This window comes from Embleya sp. NPDC020886 (assembly GCF_044333915.1).
Classification (GTDB): Bacteria; Actinomycetota; Actinomycetes; order Streptomycetales; family Streptomycetaceae; genus Embleya.
On record NZ_JBIRRX010000009.1, the window covers coordinates 241,941 to 263,439 of the forward strand.

The window sequence follows — 21,499 nt, forward strand, 5'->3', positions numbered from 1 at the left end:
GTACTTGTCGGCCGGGAGGGGTGCGCGGATGACCGGGCAAGTGCCTGTGGGGATGGGCGAGTTCGACGAGCTGGGGCAGGGGTACGACACGCCGTTCGACGGGGACGCGGCGAACGCGGGCCTGGGACGGATGCTCACTCGGCTGCCGGTCGCGCTGGCCCAGGTGTGGCGGTTGTCCCGGGCGGCGAGTCGGCGGGCGACCTGGCTGCTGGTGCTCGCGCAGTCGGCTGCGGGGGTGGCCACCGCGCTCGCGTTGTTGGCCACCGCGCGGGCGTTGGGGGCGCTGTTCGCCTCGGGGCCGGCGCCGGATCGGGTCGGTGCGGCGCTGCCCGCGGTGGTCGCGGTGGTGCTGGCCACCGCGTTGCGGGCGGGGTTGGAGACGGTGGTGGCGGCGACCCAGGCCCGTCTGTCGCCGGGAATCCGCCGGGTGGCCGAGAACCGGCTGCACGCCGCGGCGGTCGGCGCGGATCTGGGTGCGTTCGACGACGCCGACTGGCACGACGCGCTGGCGCGGGCCCGGGATCGTGGCATCGACCACGCGCAACTGGCCCTGGGACACGCGGTGGAGCTGCTCGGGGCGCTGGTCGGCCTGCTGGTCGGGGTCGGCGTGGTGACCGGGCTGCATCCGGTACTGCTGCCGCTGCTGGCCCTGTCGATCGCACCGCAGGGATGGGCGGCGCTGCGTTCGGCACGGATCGGTTTCGAGGGCATGGTGCAGCGCATGACGCTGTATCGGCGGTTGTGGCTGTTCGCCGATCTGCTCAGCGCCCGGGAGGCGGCGGCGGAGGTGCGCGCCTGTACCGCGGAGCGGCCGTTGCTCGCCGAATTCCGGCGGCTGGCCGGTTCGGTGGAGCGGGCCGAGGTCCGGGTCGGCTATGCGCAGGTGCGGGTGGGGGTGATCGGCCGAACCTTGTCCGGCCTGGCGTTGGGGGCCACCTACGTTGCGCTCGGGCTGTTGGTGCGGGCGGAGATCGTGCCGCTCGCGGTGGCGGGTACGGCGGTGTTGGCGGTGCGGACCGCGAGCGGGTCGTTGGCCACGTTGATGGTGGCCGTCGACCGGCTCTACGAGAAGTCCCTGTACATCACCGACTATCACGCGTTCCTGGACGAGGCGAGTGCGCGTGCGCGGCCGTCGGCGATCCGGGCGGGGCCGGTCGGCTTCGCCGAGATCCGGTTGCGGGACGTGTACTTCGGCTACCCCGGCAGTGCGGAGTCGGCGCTGCGCGGGGTGGATCTGGTGATCCGTCGGGGGGAGACGGTGGCGCTGGTCGGCGAGAACGGGTCGGGAAAGACCACGCTGGCGCTGCTGTTGGCGGCGCTGTACCACCCGGACAAGGGCACGGTGCACTGGGACGACGTCGATCTGGCCGAGGTCGATCCGGTCGGGATTCGCGAGCAGGTGGCGCTGGTGATGCAGCAGCCGACGCGCTGGCCGGTGACGGCGCGCGGCAACATCGTGCTGGGGCGGGCGGATCGGGTCGATCCGGATGGGGCGGCGATGTTGCGGGCGGCGTGTGATGCGGGGGCGGATGGGCTGATCTCGCGGCTGCCGCACGGGTACGACACGTTGTTGTCGAAGAAGTTTCGGGCCGGGGTGGATCTGTCGGGTGGCCAGTGGCAGCGGATCGGGATCGCGCGTGGGTTCTATCGCGACGCGCGGTTGCTGATCGCGGACGAGCCGACGGCGGCGTTGGACGCGCGGGCGGAGCATGCGGTGTTCGCGAACATTCGGCGGCTGGCGGCGGGGCGGACGGTGGTGTTGATCAGTCATCGGCTGGCTTCGGTGCGGGAGTGCGATCGGATCGTGGTGTTGCGGGGTGGGGAGGTGGTGCAGCAGGGGTCGCACGAGGAGTTGATGCGGTCCGGGGGGGACTACGCGGAGCTGTATCGGTTGCAGGCGGCGGCCTATGGTCCCCTGGGCGAGGGGGGTTGATCTCGGGGTCGGCTCGGTTCGCCTCAAGCGCCGGCGGGGCTGGTTTGGCCTCATGTGCCGGCCGGGCTGTTTCGCCTCAAGCGCCGGCGGGGCTGGTTTGGCCTCAAGCGCCGGCCGGGCTGAGTGGGTGTCCTTCTACAGTTCGTCGAGGAGTAGTAGGGACGGGATTCGGTGGGTTTGGGGCTGGTTCAGGCGGAGGAGTTGGTGGAGGGTGCCGGCTGTGCCGGGGAGGAGGCCGGTGGTGGGGGTGGGGGTGGTCAGGGGGCCGTGGGTTTCGAGGGAGGTGAGGAGGAGGGCGGTCAGGTGGGAGTGGGTGGGGGGTTGGGGGAGGTGGGCTCGGACGTGGGTGGGGGCGCCGGTGAGGACGGTGTCGAGGAGTTCCCAGGAGCCGAGGTCGCCGTGGCACAGGGTGTAGTCCCAGCCGAAGCCGGTGCGCCAGGTGGCGGCGGCGGCGCGGAGGGCGCGGTCCAGGTGGGTGGGGGAGCCGGTGCGGACGTGGAGGTCCCAGGCGGCCAGGCCGATGCCGGTGCTGCCGTGGCACCAGGAGTCCAGGTACAGGACTTGGTCCGGCTCTCGGGCGTCGAGCCAGGCGGCGGCCTCCGGGCGGTAGAGGCTTTCCTGGAACGCGGTGGCCAGGTCGGCGAGTTCGAGCGGTTCGGGGTCGCCGGTGGCCAGACCCAGGCGGGTCAGTGCCCAGCCGAAGCCCGCCGCGCCGTGCGCGAAGCCGCCGATGCCTTGTGGGAAGAGTGCGGTCGGCCAACGGGCGACCCGTCCGTGCCCGGTGTCCTCGACGACCGCGTGCTCGATCAGGACCCGGCCGGCGGATTCCGCGACGCGGCGCCAACGTTCGTCGCCGGTGCGCTCGGCCAGTGCCAACAGCGGGACCACCAACCCGGCGGCGCCGCCCGCGACATCGAGGATCGTGTCCCGGGCCAGCAGCTCCGACGCGCGCTCCGCGTGCCGGACGGCCCGATCCAGGTACGCCTGCCGGCCGGAGGTCGCGCCCAGCGTCAACCACGTGCGCACCGCCGCACCGATTCCGTCGAAAGCGCCGACCCGGGTGATCGGTACCGCGTCCTCCATCGCCGCGAGCGCCCGGATCGCGCCGTCGGTGACGGCCTCCAACTCGGGCACCATCGGCACCCGACCGATGCGCGACTGGGCCAGACAGGCGTCCAGCGCCAGTGCGACGCCGGCCTGCCCGCCGTAGAAGTCGGCGGCGAACGGCCGGACGCTGAACCCGCCTTCGGTGTACACCGGGCCCACCCAGGTGGCCGTGCCGTCCTTGCCCAGCACGGCCCGCGCGCACAGGTCCCGGGCGGTGCGGGCGGTCAGGTCACGGCGACGTTCGTCCAGTCGCTCGGTCCGTACCGGCAGGTCCCGGCGTCGATCGGCCTCGGGCATCGCACTGCGGTCCCGATACACGCCCAGCAGCGACGAGCGGATCATCACCTCCTCGAACTCCGGGTCGCCCGCCCGCCAGCGCTCGACGCTCGCGTCGATCAAGTGCACCGGATCCCCCCACGTGGTGCCGCGCGGCCCGTCCATCCGGCCGTCCTCGGGGCGCACACCGAAGAACGGGATGTCGCCGTCGAGCAGATCGGCGACCTCGGCGCCGACCACCTCGGGCGTGGACGGCGCGCCGTGCAGGGCCTTCGCCTGTCGGGTCAGCACGTCCCGGGCACGTCCGACGGCCGCCGGTTCGTCGTGCAGTGACGCCGGGTGCCACAACATCCGGGCGATCTCGACGTAGACCTGGGTGGGACGCAACACCACCCGCAGGTCGCAGCCGACGAAGGCGTCCAGGATCGGGCGCAGTCGGCCGGCCCGGTCCAGCCCGTCGAGCCGGCCGCGCAGGTCGCGATAGCCGCGCACGATGTCGTCCTGATGGGCCATCGGATCGGCGTCGGGTGCGGGCAGGTTGGCCGAACCGGCCACCTCGGCGGGCTCCATCGCCAGGCGGGCCAGGTCGGTGCCGGCGCCGGCGATCACCGGTACCGGAATGCGCGGTTGTTGCTCGGGCAGCGCGCCCACGGCGGATATGTCCACGCCCTGGAGCACGAGTTGGGCCAACCGCATGGGCAACAGCCCGGTGCGCAGCACGGTCCGGCGGACCGAGGCGGCGGCGGTGTCGAAGGCGTCGCCGAGTCCGCTCGCGCCCACGTGCGGCTCGGGGCTGAACAACGTCTCGCAGTCCACCACCCACGGGACCGGGCCCCGGGCGATCACGTTGTCCGAGTGCAGGTCGGTGGCGCCCAGCAGTTGCATCACGCACATCCACTCGCCCAGGCCCTGGTAGAAGCGGGCCTGTTCGCGTGCGTCGACGCAGTGCCGGTGTTCGACGTGCTCGGCCCAGCCGTAGTCGTCGCCGAGCAGCACCTGCGGAACCCTGATTCGGTCCGCGTGCGGGGTGCCGGCCAGGAGCGCGTCCAGGGTCGCGGCGAGCGCGGTGTCCACGGCCAGCGGGCGGGGCTTGTACACCGCGCGGCCCGACTCGAAGCGCAGCAGGGCGACGGTGCGGCCGCCGCGATGCGAGTCGCCCGCGTCCAGGCCGATCTCCACCAGTTCGCCGGGCGGGGTGCCGAGCAGGTCGGCCAGGCGGGCACGGTCGGCGGCCAACCGGCGGGCCAGGGCGAGCAGCGCGGCGCACCGATTGCGGATCACCCGGTCCAGACGGGGCGCGAATGCCGGGTAGTCCGCGTCGAGTTCACTCCAGAAGCCGGACTCGGCGGCGAGTTCGAGGAATTCGTCCCAGCGCTGTTCACTGGTGGCCCGGGTGAGCCGGCCGGACATCCGTGCGGCGTGCAGTTCGAGCAGGAGCAGGCGGTTGGCCTTGGGGCGGACCGCGCTCAACAGGGAGCGGTGGGCGGCTCGGTGCAGGATCTCCCGCTCGGCCGTCGACAGGGGATCCGGGATCGCGCGCAGGCGGCGTCGGAAGCGCTCCAGGGCGGGCTCGGTCAAGGGCCGCAACGCGGCGTCGAATTCGCCCGCGTCGTCGTACGTCACCACCGGGCGGGGCCGGACCGGGATTGCCATGCGCGGATCGCCACCCATCGACGACGGACCCGCCGTCCGAAGCCGGTTCGGGTGCGACGGCTTCCGACGGCGGGTCGGTTGAGGTACGGATCAACAACAGGCGCGAGTGCGCGACCAGGAGCACGCGGTGCCGCAGCTGATCGCGGCGACGTCGATCTCGGTGAGGCCCTGTTCGGTCGCGGATCCGCCGATGTAGAGCGAACCGGCGGGGTTCTCCACGCCTTCGGCCGATTCGGCGCCGGAGCGCCAGGCGTTGACGACGGTGTTCCGAGCGGCAATCGATGCGGTGCGCATGACGATACCTTTCCGCCGATGTCCGATGTTCCCGGCGGGTACGTCGGGTTCACCAGCCATCGACCCTGGGTTAGGGAAGTGCGGCAGGCTCACGGTAGCGCCGGAATCCCGGCGGCGACAGGCCCTGTTTCGGCCCGGTGATTTTCGCCTTCCCGGCGTGGAAATCGAACGGTTCGTCCGTCGCCGTCCGACCAACCGGTGCGGGGGAATGGGCCTTCGAGGTGGTCACGCGGGCGATTTCTCGCCCGGATCGGCACCGGGATTCCGCCCGGCTCTTGTCATTGGTCTAGTCCATTGACAGTCTTGGACTTGTCGCCGACGGTCATCGCTCCATGGCCGAATCGGCGGTTCCCGTACGGCATTTGCGCTGCCCAGCGTGGGCCGACGTTGCCCATGGCGTTTCCGCACGTTGCACTCCTACCCCGGAGATACATCCATGCGCCGAGCCAGAACTCACCCATGCCCGCATCCCGTCACCCCGACGGGGACCACGAGGTGACCCCCGCCGAGACCCACCGGAGATTAGCCGACCCGGCGCGCTCCGTGACGAGGGCGACCGCGCCGGGGTTGACCGTGCCGGGCCTGTTGGCGGCCCGCGCGCTCGTCGACCCCGAACGGGTCGCCTTCCTGATCCCGGCAGCACCGGGAACCACTGGAACATCGGGAGCACCGGCGACGCCGGAAATACCCGAGAACCGGCTCACCTTCGCCGCCTGGGACCGTCGATCCTCCTCCCTGGCACGGGAGTTGCGCGTACACGGAGTGCGCGACGGCGACCGCATCGGGCTGCTCTTCGGCGGTCGCGAATGGGCGGACTACGCCGTCGCCTACTGCGCGGTGCACCGAGCCGGCGCGGTCGCGGTGCCGCTCCCGGCGCAACTGCCGCCCGCCGCCCTGCACACGATGCTCACCCACTGCGCCGCCACCGGCGTCCTGCACGGCGCCGAAATCCGGCCGGCGCCGACCGACGCGTGGAGTTCGCCCGCGGCCGAGCTCGAAGCCGCCGCGGACCGAGCCGAGGGCCGTGCGCCCGATCCGCGCCGACCCGATGCGCACGGACCGGACGCACACCGACGCGATCCGCGCCGACCCGAGCGGGAACGACCCGAGCAGCACCGGGGCCCGAGCCGGCACCTGCCCGACCTGCCTGCCCCGCGCCCCGACGACCTCGCCCAGATCCTGTACACCTCCGGCACCACCGGCACGCCCAAAGGCGTCGCCGCCACTCACGCCAATCTCACCCACGGCTTCGAACCCGCGCCCAAACGACGACAGTTGGCCCACTCGCGGCACTTCCTGCACGCCTTCCCGATCGGCACCAACGCGGGCCAGACGATGTTGCTCAACGCGCTGACCGCCGAGCCGACCGCCCTGTGCGCACCGGCGTTCGACGCCGAGGAGTTCTGCGCGCTGATCGCCGCCTACCGGGTCGGCACCGTGTTCACGGTCCCGGCGATGGCCACCGAGTTGGTGAACTCCCGGGCCTGGACCCGGCACGACGTGAGCACGGTACAACTGTTCGGCTCGACCGCCGCCGCGCTGCCACCGACCACCGCACTCGCGCTGACCGAGGCGTTCCCGGACGCCACCATCGTCAACTCCTACACCTCCACCGAGGCGGCGCCCGCGCAGACCACCATGGTCTTCGACCCGGACCGCCCCACCTCGGTGGGCCGCGGCACCGGCCGGGACGATCTGCGCATCGTCGGTGCGGACGGCGAACCCGTACCCACCGGCGAGGCCGGCGAGATCTGGCTGCGCTCGCCCACCACGTCGCGCACCTACTACCGCGACCCCCGGGCCGACACCGAGGTGTTCACCGACGGCTGGGTACGGATGGGTGACATCGGCCGCCTGGACGCCGACGGCTACCTGTACCTGATCGACCGGGAAAGCGACCTGATCAAGTCCGGCGCGATGCGCGTGTCCACCCTCGCGGTGGAGGCCGCGCTCCACGAACACCCCGCCGTCGCCGACGCGTCCGTGTTCGGCGTGCCGCACCCGGTGATGGGCACCATGGTCGCCGCCGCCCTGGTGCTGCGGGCCGAGGTGTCGGCCGAGGACCTGCGGGTGTTCCTGGGCGAACGGCTGGCCCGACCCGAGATCCCGACCCGACTCCTGCGGATGGACTCGCTGCCCAGAAACCCGGCGGGCAAGGTGGTCAAGCAACAGTTGCGCGCCCGGTTGACCGCGGGCGACACCCCGTCCGAACGCGCGCCCGGCACCGCGACCGAGGTGGCGGTGAGCGGCCTGTGGGACGAGGTGCTCGGCTGCTGCGGCGCGGGTCCCGACGACAACTTCTTCGCCCTGGGCGGGGACTCGTTCAAGGCCACCCGGCTCGCCGCCGCCGCGGCACGCCTGTTCGCCCTGGAGGTGCCCTCCTCGCTCGCCTTCGACCGACCCGAACTGGCCGCCCAGGCAGCCTGGATCGACACCGCGCGCGCCGAACCCGTACCCGCCCGCGCCGACGATCCACCGACCTCGGCCGAACTCGCGCCGATGCCGCTCAGTTCGCAGCAGGAGAACTTCTTCGTCTGGATGCACGCCACCGAGGAACCCCGCGACGTCGGCCCGGTGAGCGTGGGGATCCGGATCACCGACGTCTTCGACCCGGATACCTTGACCGCAGCCCTGGAAGACGTCGTTCGGCGACACGAGGCGCTGCGCACCGTGTTCCGCTATGTCGACGGGGTCCCGGAGGCGGTGGTACGACCCGAACTGCCGCCCGAGGTGCGGCGGGTCCGGGCCCTGGGCGACACCCCGGCCGAGCGCGAGCGGTTCGCCCACGAACACGCCCGCGGCGAACGGGAACCGGGCTGGGACCTGGCCCGGGGACCGCTCGTGCGCGCGTTGCTGATCGAACTCGACGTCGAGGAACACGTCTTGATCCTCGCCGTGCACCACATGGTGTTCGACGGCTGGTCGATGGGGGTGCTGCTGCGCGAACTCGCGATGACCTACTCGGCGTTTCGCACCGGTCGGCCGAGCCCGCTGCCGGTGCCCAGCCCGACCTGCTCGGAACACCTGGGTTGGGCGCGCGCCCAGTGGCCGCGCACCCGCCCCTTCTGGGAGGCGTCCCTGGCCGGTGCACCGGCCGCGATCGACCCCTTCCCCGGCCGGGAGGTCACCGACCGACTGCACAGCGCCTCGGTCCGGTTCACCCTGGACGCGGACCTGGTCGCCCGGCTGCGCACGAGCGCGCGTGAGCAGGGCGCGACCCCGTTCATGCTGGCCACGGCGTGCTGGACGAGCGTGCTGGCCCGGACCGCCGGCACTCGCGACATCGTGGTGATGTCACCGGTGCCGGGTCGCTCGCGACCGGGCAGCGAGAACCTGATCGGCTGCCTGGTGCAATCCCTGCTGATCCGGATCGACCTGCACGGCGACCCCTCCTTCGGCGAACTGCTGGCCCGCGTCCGCAGCGCCGCACTGGCAGCAAACGAGCACCAGTCCTACCCGTTCGCCGAGTTCTACCCGCGCTTTCCGGACACGGCCTGGATTCGCTACGAGAGCTGGTCCAACCGGGCGCACTTCCTCGGACGGCTCTCCGAACCCTTCGAACTGCCCAGAGAGTTGGACGCCGAGTGGCCCACTCCCGGCGGTCTTCCCGATCTCGGCGTGCCGGAACTGGCCCTCACCGAACAACCGGACGGCACCATCGCCGGCTGGCTGCTGTACAACGAACGCGCCTTCGCGCCGTCCGTCGTCGAGGGCCTGGCTCGGGCCTTCGTCGACGCCTGGGCGCTCGCGCTCGACCAGCCCCAAGCACCGGTGTTCGGGGACACCGACGCGCTTGTGCACCCACCGATCATCACCGAGAAGGGCTGACGATGCGCAAGTCCCAGCCGGTACCCCTGCCGCCGGAAACCCTCCACCGCGCCCCGGTGACCCCGGCGCAGCACGGGATCCGGTTCACCGAACTCGCCGGCCACACCGGCACCGCCCACCACATGCCGCTCGCCATCCGATTCACCGGCGACCTCGATCGGGCGGCCCTGGCCGACGCCTGCGACGCGCTCGTCGCCCGCCATCCGATCCTGGGCAGCGTGCTGCGCGAAGTCGACGGCGAACTGTGGTCGGTTCCCACCGAATTCATCCCCCGACTCGTGATCCTGCCCCTCGCGGCGCCCGCACCCGATCGGGGTACGGACGCCGTCGCCGAGGCGATCCGACACGAGACCCTGCGCCCGTTCGACCAGGTCACCGGCCCACTCGCGCGCTTCACGCTGCTCGATGCGGGCCCCGGTCACCGGGTGTTGCTGATCGTCGTCCACCATCTGGCCTTCGACGGCGTCTCCAAGGACATCCTGGTCCGCGAACTGGCCACGCTCTACACCGCCTTCGGCAGCGGAACCAAGCCGGATCCGGTGGAACACGAGCCGAGCGCCGACGCCGAGCGCAGCGCCCGCGAGGCGGCGGAGTTCGCCCACCGGGTCACCCTCGCCAAGGAACGCTTCGCCGCCGAGGCCCAGGACCCGCCACCGGTGCTGCTGCCCGGTCGACGCCGCCCCGGCACCGACGGTGGTCCCGGCGAGTCGGTGCCGATACCCGTGGACGACGCCTTGCGGCGCGACCTGGCGGGCACCGCCGAACTGCTGGGCATCAGCTCGTTCGCGCTGCTGCTGGGCGCCCTGCACGTGCTGCTGTGGCGCTACGGCAACGAACGCCCCACGGTGGCCATCGGGTTGGGCACCCGAACCCCGCACAGCCGCGACCGGATCGGCCCGTACGTCAACGAACTCCCGGTACACAGCTCGCCGTCGCCGGATCTGTCGTTCGCTGATTTCGGCCGGGCGCTGCGTGCCGACCTGCGCGAGCTGTACCTGGTGCGGGACGTACCGCTGGGTCGGGTGGTGGCCGGTCTCACCCCACGCTCGGCGCTGGCACCGGTGTCGATGAGCTATCGCCGACGCACCGAGGTACCCGACTTCGCGGGGGTGCCCGGGTCGATCGACTGGACCATGTTCAACCACGCGGTGCGTGGCGATGTGCACCTGCAATGCCTGGACGACCCCGACCGGTTGGCCATGCAGTTGCACTTCGCCACCGACGCCCTCGACCGGGGAGCGGCCGAGGAGATCGTCGGGCACTATGCCACCCTGCTGCGCGCGATCGTCGCGGCCCCGGACACCGCGCTGTCGCGCCTCCCGGTGCTGACCGACCGGGAGCGGGCCGCGATTCTGGTCGACTGGAACGACACCGCTCGGGCGGGCGATCCCGCGACCCTGCCGGAACTGTTCGCCGCGCAGGTCGCCCGCACGCCGCACGCACCGGCGGTGCACTGCGGTGCGGAACGACTGACCTATGCCCGACTGGACGCGGCCGTGGAGGCGGTCGCCGAGCGGCTGCGCACCGCCGGCATCGGCGCGGGCGACCTGGTGGCGGTCTGCGTGCGGCGCACCGCGGCACTGCCCACGGCCCTGTTGGGTGTGCTGCGGGCCGGCGCCGGATACCTGCCGCTGGACCCGGAGTACCCTTCGGCGCGGCTGGCGTCGGTGCTGGCGGACTGTGCCGCGACCGTGCTGCTGACCGAGCACGACCTGCTGGGCCGATTCCCCGAACACGCGGACGGCGCGCTGCTGATCGACGGGATCGGCGAGGTCGGCGAGGCGAGTGAAGTCGGCACCGCGATCGCCGGCGCACCCCGGTCGTGGCCGGCGCCCGCGCCCGGCGACCTCGCCTACGTGCTGGCCACTTCCGGCTCCACCGGCCGGCCCAAGGGCGTGGAGATCGAGCACGGCGCGCTGAGCAACCTGCTCGCCTCGATGCGGGACACGCTGCACAGCGATCAGGACGCGGTGTGGCTCGGCCTGACCTCGGCCTCGTTCGACATCTCCGCCGTGGAACTGTACGTGCCGCTGATCACCGGTGGCCTGCTGGTGCTCGCCCGGGACGGCGACGTACGCGACGGGCGGGCGCTGCTCCGGCTGATCCGGGACGAACACGTCTCGCATGTGCAGGCCACCCCCTCCGGGTGGCGGATGTTGCTGGACGCGGGCTTCGCGGAGCCGGCCGTGGTCGCGGTCACCGGCGGCGAGGCGCTCCCGCTCCCCCTGGCCCGAGAACTGCGGGCGCAGGTACGACGGTTGGTGAACGCCTACGGACCGACCGAGACCACGGTGTGGTCCAGTACGGCGGAAATCGGCCCGGACGACGACGAGGTGAGCATCGGCCGCCCGATCGCCAACACCCGGATGTACATCCTGGACGCCGCAGTCGCCCCGGTCCCGATCGGGGTCGAGGGCGACCTGTACATCGGCGGCAGCGGTCTGGCCCGGGGCTACCGGCACCTGCCCGGCGTCACCGCCGACCGGTTCGGACCGGACCCGTTCGGACCGCCCGGAGCCCGGATGTATCGCACCGGCGACCGGGCCCGCTACCGCGCGGACGGCCGGATCGAGTTCCTGGGGCGAGTCGACCACCAGGTGAAGATCCTCGGCCACCGGATCGAACTCGGCGAGATCGAGGCCGCGTTGCTCGTCCACCCGGATGTCGCGACGGCGACCGTGCTGGCCCGGCAGGACGGGGCCGACGGCGCGCGCCTGGTGGCCTACCTGGTGCCGCGCCCGGGCGCCGTCCCCGGTCCGGCCGAACTGCGGGTGCACCTGGCCGCGACGCTGCCCCGGGCGCTGGTCCCGAGCGCGTTCGTTGCCCTGGAGCGCCTGCCGCTCACGCCGAACGGCAAGCTGGACCGGGCCGCGCTGCCCGCACCACCTCGCGTGCGGGCGGCGGACCAGGATTCGGCATCGGACCCGGATCGGGACCCGGCGGCCGAGCCGCTCGGCGACCCCGGCCCGGCCGCCGAGATCACCGCCATCTGGCGCGAGGTGCTCGGCCTGGACGACATCCGCCCCGACGAGGACCTGTTCGACCTGGGCGGTCACTCGCTCACCGTCACCCGGATCGGCGCGCGGATTCGCAAGCGCCTGGGCGTGGACGTACCGCTGCACGTCTTCTTCGAATCCCCGACCATCACCGGACTCACCAGCGCGGTCAGCGCGATGCAAAGCGAACGGCGGCCATGAGTACCCCATTCCGAAGCCTCGACCCGCACCGGGAACAACCGGCGGAGCAGCTCGCGAACCGGCCCGAACAGTCCACCCGGACACCTCTGTCGGCGGGCCAGGAACGACTGTGGCTGCTGGACCGGCTCAACCCCGGCGACGCCGCCTTCAACATGTTCCAGATTCATCGCCTGCGCGGCCCGCTGGACGCCGACGCGTTGGAACGCGCGCTGGCCGCACTGGTCGCGCGACACGACAGCCTGCGTGCCTGCTTCCCCGACGAGGACGGCGTGCCGGTACAACTCATCGGCACGTGGCACGACTTCGCCCTGGAGCGGGTGATCGTCGACGGCCTGCCCGCCGAGCGGGAGCGGCACGCCCGCGAACTGGTCGCCGAACGCACCAACCGACCCTTCGACGTGTCCCGGGGCCCACTGCTGCGGGCGAGCCTGCTGCGCCTGGACGAGGACGGGCACGATCACGTGTTGTGCCTGGTGTTGCACCACATCATCGCCGACGGCTGGTCGATGAACGTTCTGGACACCGAGCTGGTGGCCGTGTACTCGGCGTTCGCGGCCGGTCTGCCCTCGCCGCTGGAACCGCTGCCGCTGAGCTACGCCGACTACGTGCGGCGTCAACGCGAACTCGTCGACTCGCCCGGCTTCGACGAACGGCTGACCTACTGGACCCGACAACTCGCGGGCGCGCCGACCCTGGACCTGCCCGCCGACCGGGCCCGCGTGGGCGGCGGTCACCCCGGGCGCGGCGGCACGGTCACCCATCACCTGCCCGCCGAGCTGCGCGCGGGCATCGAGCAACTCGCCCGGCGCGAGCGGGTCACCCTGTACATGTTCCTCCTGGCCGCCTACCAGACCCTGCTCGCGCGCTACTGCGACCAGGAGGACGTGTGCGTGGGCTCGCCGTTGGCGGGTCGGGACGAGGAGGAGTACGAACCTCTCGTCGGCTACTTCCTCAACACGCTGGTGCTGCGCGGGAGCACCGCCGGGGACCCCTCGTTCCGGGACTTCCTGGCCCGCACTCGGACGGTGGCACTCCAGGCGTTCGAGCACCAGGACGTGCCGTTCGAACGACTGCTCGGCGCCCTGGACGTGGACCGTGATCCGGACAGCCCGCCGGTGTTCCAGACCATGTTGATCCTGCGCCCGCCCGCGGGCCCCGAATTGCGGCTCGGCGAGGCGAGCGCGGAGGTCTTCGAGTCCGGCTTCCGCCAGGCCAAGTACGACCTGACGCTGGAGGTGTGGCCGGAAAGCGACGAACTGGTCGTCGAGTTCGTCTACGACACGGAGCGCTTCGTCCCCGAGACCGTCGCCCGCCTCGCGCGCTGCTTCGAGACGTTGCTTCGGGGCGCGGTGGCGGACCCGGATACGCCGCTGTCCCGGTTGCCGCTGCTGCCGCCGGCCGAGCGGGCCCGGGTCACGGCGGCCGCAGCCGGCCCGGACGCGGGTGACTGCCCGGACGCGATCCTGGCCTTCGAGGTACAGGCGTTGCGTACACCGCAGGCCGACGCTGTCGAGTGCGGCGACACCCGCATCGGCTACGCCGACCTGGACGCCCGGGCGAACCGGTTGGCCCGCGAACTGCGGCGCGGCGGCGCCGGCCCGGACTCGGTGATCGCGGTGTGTGCCGAGCGCTCGATCGAGACGATCGTCGCGCTGCTCGCCGTGCTCAAGGCGGGCGGCGCCTACCTCGCGCTGGATCCCGCGCTGCCGGCCGAGCGCATCGCCTACATGCTGACCGACAGCGGGGCCGAACGTGTCCTGTGCCGAGCGCAGTTCGCGAGCCGTTTCGCCGAAGGCGCGCCGCCGGTCCTGCTGTTGGACGGGTCCGAGAACGGGCCCGAGGCCGGGCCCGGGGAAGGGCCCGGGGAGCGGGACGAGAACGGGGACCGGGCCGCCGGCCTCCAAGGAGAAGGCGACGGCGACGAAGCGCGGGACCAGCCGCTCACCCCGATCGCCGGGCCCGAGCATCTCGCCTACCTCGTCTACACCTCCGGCTCCACCGGCCGCCCCAAGGGCACGCTGATCACCCGTGGAGCACTCGCCGCCCGGGTGGCCTGGATGCGCGAGCGCTACCGCAGCGGCCCCACCGACCGGGTCCTGCAGTTCGCCTCGTTCGGCTTCGACACCCACGTCGAGGAGGTCTATCCGACGCTGCTGGGCGGGGCGACGCTGGTGCTCGCACCCGCGGACGGGCTGTTGCCGGACTTCTTCGGCACCCACGCCGGTCGCACCCTGACCGTGCTCGATCTGCCCACCTCCTACTGGCACGAGTTGGTCGCCCAGACCCCGGGTCTGCCGTGGCCGAAGGCGCTGCGGCTGCTGATCATCGGCGGCGATCAGGCCGACGCCGCCTCGACGCGGCGCTGGCGCGAGACGTTCGGCGACCGGGTCGACCTGGTCAACACGTACGGGCCCACCGAGACCGCGGTGATCGTCACGTCGGCCACCCTGGCCGGCCCGCGCGCCGAACCGTGGGACGGCGCCCGACCGCCGATCGGGCGGGCGCTGGCCGGCACCCGCGTGCACGTGCTGGATCGGCATCTCGAACCCGTGCCGCCGGGTGTGCCGGGGGAGTTGTGCGTCGGAGGCATCGGACCGGCCCGGGGCTATCTGGGCCGCCCGGGTGCGACCGGACTGCAGTTCGTGCCCGACCCGTATGGCGCACCCGGCGCCCGGCTCTATCGCACCGGCGACCGCGCTCGGCAACGCCCGGACGGGCAGTTGGAGTTCCTCGGTCGCACCGACCAGCAGGTCAAGCTGCGCGGCTACCGGATCGAACTCGGGGAGATCGAGGCGGCGTTGGTCGCACAGCCGGATATCGCCCAGGCGGCCGTGCTGGTGCGGGGCGAGCGCGGCGATCGACGACTGGTCGCCTATCTGGTGCCCGGCGCCGAGGCGGTCGACCCGCCGGACCCGCCGGCGGTGCGTGCCGCGTTGGCCCGGACGCTGCCCGCGTACCTGGTGCCGGCCGCGTACGTGTTGCTGGAGCGCCTGCCGCTGACCACCAACGGCAAGCTCGACCGGGCCGCGCTGCCCGCACCGGAACAACGCAGCACCCCGGCGACCTCGTTCGTGGCGCCGCGCGGCAGCGCCGAGGAACTGGTCGCGGAGACCTTCGCCGATGTGCTCGGTTTGGAACGGGTCGGCGCGCTGGACGACTTCTTCGCCCTCGGCGGCCACTCGCTGCTGGCCACCCGGGCGGTGGCCCGACTCGGCGCGGCGATCGAACTGACCGTGCCGATCCGCGCCCTGTTCGCCGATCCCACCGTGGCCGGACTGGCCGCGTCGGTCGAGGAACTGCTGCTCGCCGAACTCGACACGCTCTCCGAGGCGGACGCCGAACGACTGGTGCTGGACCAGGCCGAGACAGGAGATCCACGATGACGCTCACCCCGGCGCCACCGACCCGTCCCGGCGACCTCTCCGCCGCCAAACGGGCCCTGCTCGAACAGCGGCTGCGCAGATCCGCGACGGCCGCGCCCCCATCGATCCCGCGACTGCCGGAGGGAGCCGAAGTCCCGTTGTCCTTCGCGCAGATCCCGCTGTGGTTCATGGAGAACCTGACCCCGGGAACCGCCGCGTACACCATTCCGCTCGCGCTGCGACTGCGCGGGCGGCTCGACGAGGACGCCCTGGAACGGGCGCTACAGGCGCTGTTGACCCGGCACGACAGCCTGCGTACCACCTTCGGCACCAGCGCGGACGGTCGACCGGTGGCCACCGTGCATCCGCCGATGCCGCTCACCGTGACCCGGCACACGCCCGACGCCGACCTGGACGCCGAGGCCCGGGAGCGCTGGGCGGCGGCGCTGGTGGGTGCGGAGTCCGCCCGCCCGTTCCACCTGGAGGTGCCACCGCTGGTGCGGGCCGCGCTGGTGCGGTTGGACCGGGAGGACACCGTACTGCTGGTGGTCCTGCACCACCTGATCGGCGACGGCTGGTCGGTGCACCTGCTCGTCAACGAACTGATGGCCGACTACGGCGCGTTCACGGCCGGCCTGGAATCGCCCGTGGCCGAACCGGCGGTGCAATACGGAGACTACGCGGCCTGGCAGCAGCAGCGCCTGACCGGTCCCGAAGGTGAGCGGGCCGCCCGCTACTGGCGCGAGCGACTGGCCGGGCTGGGTACGCTCGCGCTGCCCACCGACCGGCCCCGACCGGCCCAACAGACCTTCGTCGGCGACGCGCACGGCTTCAAGCTGGACGCCGAGTTGGCGGCAGCCGTCGTGGAGTTGGGCCGCGCGCACCGCGCCACGTCGTACATGACGCTGCTCGCGGCCTGGCAGGCGGTGTTGTCCCGGCACGGCGGTCAGCACGATTTCGCGATCGGTTCGCCGATCGCCGGACGTCCGCATCCGGACCTGGAACCGATGATCGGCATGTTCGTCAACATGCTGGCCATGCGGGCGCCGCTGGCCGGGGACCCCACCTTCGCCGAACTCCTCGGTCGGGTCCGGGAAAGCAGCCTGGACGCCTACGCACACCAGGATCTGCCGTTCGACCAGGTGGTCCGGGACCAGAACGTGACCCGCGACGTCAGCCGTACACCCCTGTTCCAGGTCACCTTCGCGCTGCAGAACTACGGGCGCGGCGAGCGCGGTTTCGTCGGGCTCGACCACGACTGGTTCACCGGCGACTCCCGGGTGACCCGGTTCGACCTGAGCCTGTTCGTGTTCGAGACCGACACCGGGATGCAGTGCCTGCTCACCTACAACACCGACCTGTTCGACGCGAGCACGGTGGCTCGGCTCGCCGGGCATCTGGCCACCCTGCTGCGGGTGGTGACCGCCGACCCGCATACCCCGCTGTCCCGGATCGACCTGCTCGGCGCGCAGGAGCGGGCCCAACTCGTCACCGGCTGGAACGACACCGCCCGGCCACTGCCCGAACACCCCACGCTGGCCGCCGCGATCGAGGCCCGGGTGGCCCTGGATCCGCGCGCCCCGGCGGTGACACACGAGGGGCAGACGCTCGACTACGGTGAACTCGACGCGCGCGCCGCTCGGCTCGCCCGCTACCTGCGCGGGTGCGGGGTCGGCCCGGAGACACCGGTCGCGCTGTGCCTGGAACAGTCGCTCGACCTCGCGGTGGCGGTGCTGGCCGTGCTCAAGGCGGGCGGGGCGTATCTCCCACTGGATCCGGAACAGCCGGTCGAGCGGCTGGCGTTCATGCTCGCCGATGCGGGTGTGCGGGTCCTGGTGACGGACAGCGCGCTGCGCGAGCGCACGGCGGGTCACGCCGGCACGGTGATTCTGCTCGATCGCGAACAGGCGGCGATCGACGCCCGGGATCCGGATTCGGAGCGGGCGGATTCGGAGCGGGCGGAGTCGGGGGCCCCGGCCGGCCCGGGGAACCTGGCCTACGTGATCTACACGTCCGGCTCCACGGGTCGTCCCAAGGGCGTCGCGGTGCAGCACCGCGAGGCACTTGCCTATCTCGACGGCGTACGCGAGCGGTTCGAGATCGTCCCCGGATCGGTCTACGGCCTGGCCCAGTCGTTGTCCTTCGACTTCGCGATCACCGCGCTGTACCTGGCCTGGACCACCGGCGGCGAACTGCACCTGATCCCCAAGCGGCTCTCCGGTGCGGAGTTCGCCGACCACCTGGGTCGGCATCCGGTGGACTACCTGAAGATGACGCCCTCCCACCTGGCCGGATTGGCGGCCGAGGTCGGCGCCGAACGCCTGTTGCCCCGAAGCATGTTGATCCTCGGCGGCGAGGGCTCGTCGTGGGAGTGGACGCGGGATCTGGCCGCGCTCGGCACCTGCGCGGTGGTCAACCACTACGGGCCGACCGAGACCACGGTGGGGGTGACCACCTACCGGGTCCGCCCGCAGGAGGTGCCGATCTCGACGGTGACGCCGATCGGCCGACCGTTGCCGAACGCACGGATCTACCTGCTGGACGCGCACCTGGAACCGGTACCGATCGGAGTCACCGGGGAGATCCACATCGGGGGCGAGCGGCTGGCCCGCGGCTATCTGGGGCAACCGGGCGCGACCGCCGACCGGTTCGTGCCCGACCCGTTCGGGCCGCCGGGCGCCCGGCTGTACCGCACCGGCGATCTGGGTCGATACCTGCCCGACGGTGACGTGGAGTTCCTCGGTCGCAGCGACCAGCAGGTCAAGATTCGCGGCTATCGGGTCGAACCGGCCGAGATCGAGGAGGCGTTGCGCGCGCAAGCGGCGGTCGGCCAGGCCGTGGTGGACGCGCGGGGACCGGCCGGATCGCAACGGCTGATCGCCTATCTGGTGCCGGCCGAGGACCACCCGGGCGAGCCGCCGGCCGGTGCCGAGTTGCGCCGGGAACTGCTGGTTCGGTTGCCCGAGTACATGGTGCCGTCCAGGTTCGTCTGGCTCGACCGACTGCCGCTGAAGGCGCACGGCAAGGTCGACCGTGCGCTGCTGCCGGAGCCGGACGCCGGGGCCGGCAGCGGGGCGGACGGCGGCGAGCGGGTGGCGCCGGTCGGTGCGACCGAGGAGGCGCTGGTCGGGATCTGGACGTCGGTGCTCGATCTGGCCGCGGTCGGGGTCACCGACGACTTCTTCGAACTGGGCGGGCATTCGCTGCTCGCGATGCAGGTGTTGGCCCGGCTGCGCAAGGTGTTGCCGCCCGGGAGTCGACAGGTGAGCCTGTTGGAGTTGTTCAAACACCGGACCGTGCGCGAACTCGCCGCCTTGATCGACCGTCCGGTCGGCACGGATGAACCCCGTTCGCTGTTGCACGAGTTGACTCGGCCGGTGCCTGTCGCGCAGCGGGTGCTCTCGTTGGTGTGTGTGCCGTACGGCGGCGGCAGCGCGGTGGTGTACCAGCCGCTGGCCGATGCGCTGCCCGCCGGGCACTCGTTGTACTCGGTGGCCATTCCGGGCCACGACCTGTCCATGCCCGAGGCGCCCAGGCCGATCGAGGAGGTCGCCCAGGAGTGTGTGGACGAGATCCTGGCCCGGGTCGAGGGACCGTTGGCGCTCTACGGGCACTGCGGGGTGGGCAGTGCGCTGACCGCGCAGATCGCCCATCTGTTGGAGGAGTCGGGGCGCCGGCTGGAGGCGGTGTACCTGGGCGCGATCTTCCCGTTCGCCCGACCCGAGGGCGGTCTGCTCGGCGCGCTGTCGCGCTTCTCCGGACTCGAACGGCTGCGCGGGGACCGGGTGCACCTGAACTGGCTGACCTCGATGGGCGCGGACCTCGGCGACCTGGACGAGGAGCAGGTCACCTTCATCATCCGCAACATGCGCAAGGACGGCCGGACTTCGGAGGAGTACTTCACCCGGCGGATGGCCGAGGGCATGCGGCCGTTGGCCGCACCGGTGATCTCGGTGATCGGCGAGCGCGACCCCAGCACGGAGTTCTACCAGGAGCGCTTCCGGGAGTGGCACTTCATGGCCGACGCCACGGCGCTGGTGGTGATCGACGAGGCGGGCCACTACTTCCTGCGCTACCGGGCGGACGAGTTGGCCGAGATCGTCACCGCGACGCACGAGGCCGTGGCCCGGGACCGGACCGAGCCGCTGACCCGGGCGGCGCGCGGTGCGGACGCGGGATGGTGGTTGCAGGGCGTATCGGGCGGCACCGACGCCGATTCCGAGGATGAAGCCGCACCCGCCGCCGTGCGGTCGGCGCCCACCCCGGCCGTGCGGCCGAGCATGGGTCGGTTCATGGCGGTGGCCCTGGGGCAGCTCGCGTCGATCACCGGGTCGGCGCTGACCGAGTTCGCCATCCCCATCTGGATCTATCTGCGCACCGATTCACTCACCCAGTTCGCGCTGTTCTCGGTGCTGGCGCTGGTGCCCGGCATCCTGGTGGCGCCGTTGGCGGGGGCGGTGGTGGACCGCAACAGTCGCCGGTCGGTGATGCTGGCCGCGGACTGCGCGGCGGGCGCGGTGCAGGTGACGATGGCGCTGCTGTTGTGGGGCGGCCATTTGGGCGTGGGGGCGGTGTACGGACTCCTGGTGGTGTTGTCGGTGACCGCCACCTTCCAACGCCTGGCCTACACCTCTGCGGTGCCGCAACTGGTACCCAAGCGCTATCTGGGCCATGCCAACGGCATCGTGCAAATGAGCACCGGGCTGGCCCAGTTGGTGGTGCCGTTGATCGCGGTCGCGCTGTTGGCGAGCATCGGACTCGGTGGCATCCTGGTGATCGACATCACCACGTTCGTGATCGCGGTGACGGTGGTCGCCTTCGTGCCGTTCCCCGACACGATGGCGCAGACCCGGCGCGAGAGCATGGTCAAGGAGATCGCCAACGGGGTGCGCTACTCCATGGGGCATCCCGGATTCCGCACGATGTTGCTCTACTTCGCGCTGCTCAACGTGTTCCTGGCACCGATGTTGGTGCTGATGACCCCGCTGGTGTTGTCCTTCGGATCGGTGCACACCGCGGGCGCGGTCGGCGTCGCGGCGGGCGCCGGCGCGCTGCTCGGCGGCCTGGCGATGGGGGTGTGGGGAGGTCCGCGGCATCGCCGGATGCACGGCATCCTGCTGGCCACCGTGCTGATCGCGCTCTTCGCCTTCGTCGCCGGTCTGCGGCCCTCGCCGGTGCTGGTCGGCATCGGCTTCTTCGGGGTGTTCTTCGGACTGTCCCTGCTCAACGGCATCTACGCGACGATCATCCAGGTCAAGGTGCCCCAGCGGTTCCACGGCCGGGTGATCGCGCTGAACACGATGGTGGCGTGGTCCACGCTCCCGCTGGGCTTCGGGGTGATCGCGCCGCTCGCGGTGCACCTGCTCGAACCGCTGTTCACCCCGGGCGGCGCGCTGGCGTCCAGCGTCGGCCGGGTGATCGGGGTCGGCGAGGGGCGCGGCACCGGGTTCCTGTACCTGGTGTGCGCGTCCGCGATGATCCTGCTCGCGCTCGCCTCCTTCCGGCACCGGGTGATCGCCGGATTCGACGACGAGGTCCCGGACGCGATGCCGGACGACCTGATCGGCATCGAGGAACGCCGCAAGAAGCGGGCGGACGCATCGCCGCCGCCCGTCCGGAAGTCGCCCGAACCCGAACTGGAGAAGGTATGACCGGCAACGACGAAACCGAACGCAACTGCCGCGTGGTGATCAACGACGAGGAGCAGTACTCGGTCTGGGCCACCGACCGGGATCTCCCGGCCGGCTGGCGCGCGGAAGGCTTCACCGGCACCCGCCCGGACTGCCTCGCCCACATCGACCGGGTCTGGACCGACATGCGCCCCCGCAGCATCCGATAGCCCACCGACC

8 protein-coding genes are annotated in these 21,499 nt (G+C 72.0%); 6 read left to right on the forward strand and 2 right to left on the reverse strand.

The window, feature by feature from the left end; genetic code table 11:
* Window positions 1-28 precede the first annotated feature (28 nt).
* On the forward strand, window positions 29-1,933 hold the full coding sequence (locus ACH4U8_RS29400; RefSeq protein ID WP_395781278.1) for an ABC transporter ATP-binding protein: 1,905 nt from the start codon (window positions 29-31) through the stop codon (window positions 1,931-1,933).
* A gap of 135 nt (window positions 1,934-2,068) precedes the next feature.
* On the opposite strand, the gene ACH4U8_RS29405 is transcribed toward ACH4U8_RS29400, so the two are convergent.
* Both ACH4U8_RS29405 and ACH4U8_RS29410 read right to left on the reverse strand, forming a co-directional pair.
* Window positions 2,069-4,969, reverse strand: coding sequence for a type 2 lanthipeptide synthetase LanM family protein (locus ACH4U8_RS29405; RefSeq protein WP_395781280.1), 2,901 nt, complete (start codon window positions 4,967-4,969; stop codon window positions 2,069-2,071).
* Between the two features lie 90 nt (window positions 4,970-5,059).
* Window positions 5,060-5,263 carry a DUF6229 family protein gene (locus tag ACH4U8_RS29410; RefSeq protein WP_395781282.1) on the reverse strand — a complete coding sequence of 68 codons (204 nt, stop codon included), beginning with the start codon at window positions 5,261-5,263 and terminating at the stop codon, window positions 5,060-5,062.
* A gap of 543 nt (window positions 5,264-5,806) precedes the next feature.
* Here ACH4U8_RS29410 and ACH4U8_RS29415 point away from each other — a divergent pair.
* Genes ACH4U8_RS29415 through ACH4U8_RS29435 form a run of 5 tightly spaced genes read left to right on the forward strand, consistent with a single transcriptional unit; the run spans window position 5,807 to window position 21,489 of the window.
* Window positions 5,807-9,091: an AMP-binding protein gene (locus ACH4U8_RS29415; RefSeq protein ID WP_395781284.1), complete on the forward strand. Its 3,285-nt coding sequence runs from the start codon at window positions 5,807-5,809 to the stop codon at window positions 9,089-9,091.
* 2 nt (window positions 9,092-9,093) lie between these two features.
* Entirely contained in the window at window positions 9,094-12,288 is a 3,195-nt protein-coding gene (locus tag ACH4U8_RS29420; protein ID WP_395781286.1) for an amino acid adenylation domain-containing protein, read from the forward strand.
* A complete protein-coding gene (locus ACH4U8_RS29425) occupies window positions 12,285-15,671 on the forward strand; it encodes an amino acid adenylation domain-containing protein (RefSeq protein ID WP_395781288.1) in 3,387 nt (1,128 codons plus the stop codon). Before ACH4U8_RS29420 ends, ACH4U8_RS29425 begins: the two co-directional genes overlap by 4 nt.
* Window positions 15,668-21,301: an amino acid adenylation domain-containing protein gene (locus tag ACH4U8_RS29430; RefSeq protein WP_395781290.1), complete on the forward strand. Its 5,634-nt coding sequence runs from the start codon at window positions 15,668-15,670 to the stop codon at window positions 21,299-21,301. Before ACH4U8_RS29425 ends, ACH4U8_RS29430 begins: the two co-directional genes overlap by 4 nt.
* Window positions 21,298-21,489 carry an MbtH family protein gene (locus ACH4U8_RS29435; protein ID WP_395781292.1) on the forward strand — a complete coding sequence of 64 codons (192 nt, stop codon included), beginning with the start codon at window positions 21,298-21,300 and terminating at the stop codon, window positions 21,487-21,489. The genes ACH4U8_RS29430 and ACH4U8_RS29435 overlap by 4 nt, the downstream gene beginning before the upstream one ends.
* Window positions 21,490-21,499 lie beyond the last annotated feature (10 nt).

Bases quoted from the DNA above. Each gene is read 5' to 3' on its own strand.
- ACH4U8_RS29400 (WP_395781278.1), top strand. From the start codon at position 29: ATGACCGGGCAAGTGCCTGTGGGGATGGGCGAGTTCGACGAGCTGGGG.
- ACH4U8_RS29405 (WP_395781280.1), bottom strand. From the start codon at position 4,969: ATGGCAATCCCGGTCCGGCCCCGCCCGGTGGTGACGTACGACGACGCG.
- ACH4U8_RS29410 (WP_395781282.1), bottom strand. From the start codon at position 5,263: ATGCGCACCGCATCGATTGCCGCTCGGAACACCGTCGTCAACGCCTGG.
- ACH4U8_RS29420 (WP_395781286.1), top strand. From the start codon at position 9,094: ATGCGCAAGTCCCAGCCGGTACCCCTGCCGCCGGAAACCCTCCACCGC.
- ACH4U8_RS29425 (WP_395781288.1), top strand. From the start codon at position 12,285: ATGAGTACCCCATTCCGAAGCCTCGACCCGCACCGGGAACAACCGGCG.
- ACH4U8_RS29430 (WP_395781290.1), top strand. From the start codon at position 15,668: ATGACGCTCACCCCGGCGCCACCGACCCGTCCCGGCGACCTCTCCGCC.
- ACH4U8_RS29435 (WP_395781292.1), top strand. From the start codon at position 21,298: ATGACCGGCAACGACGAAACCGAACGCAACTGCCGCGTGGTGATCAAC.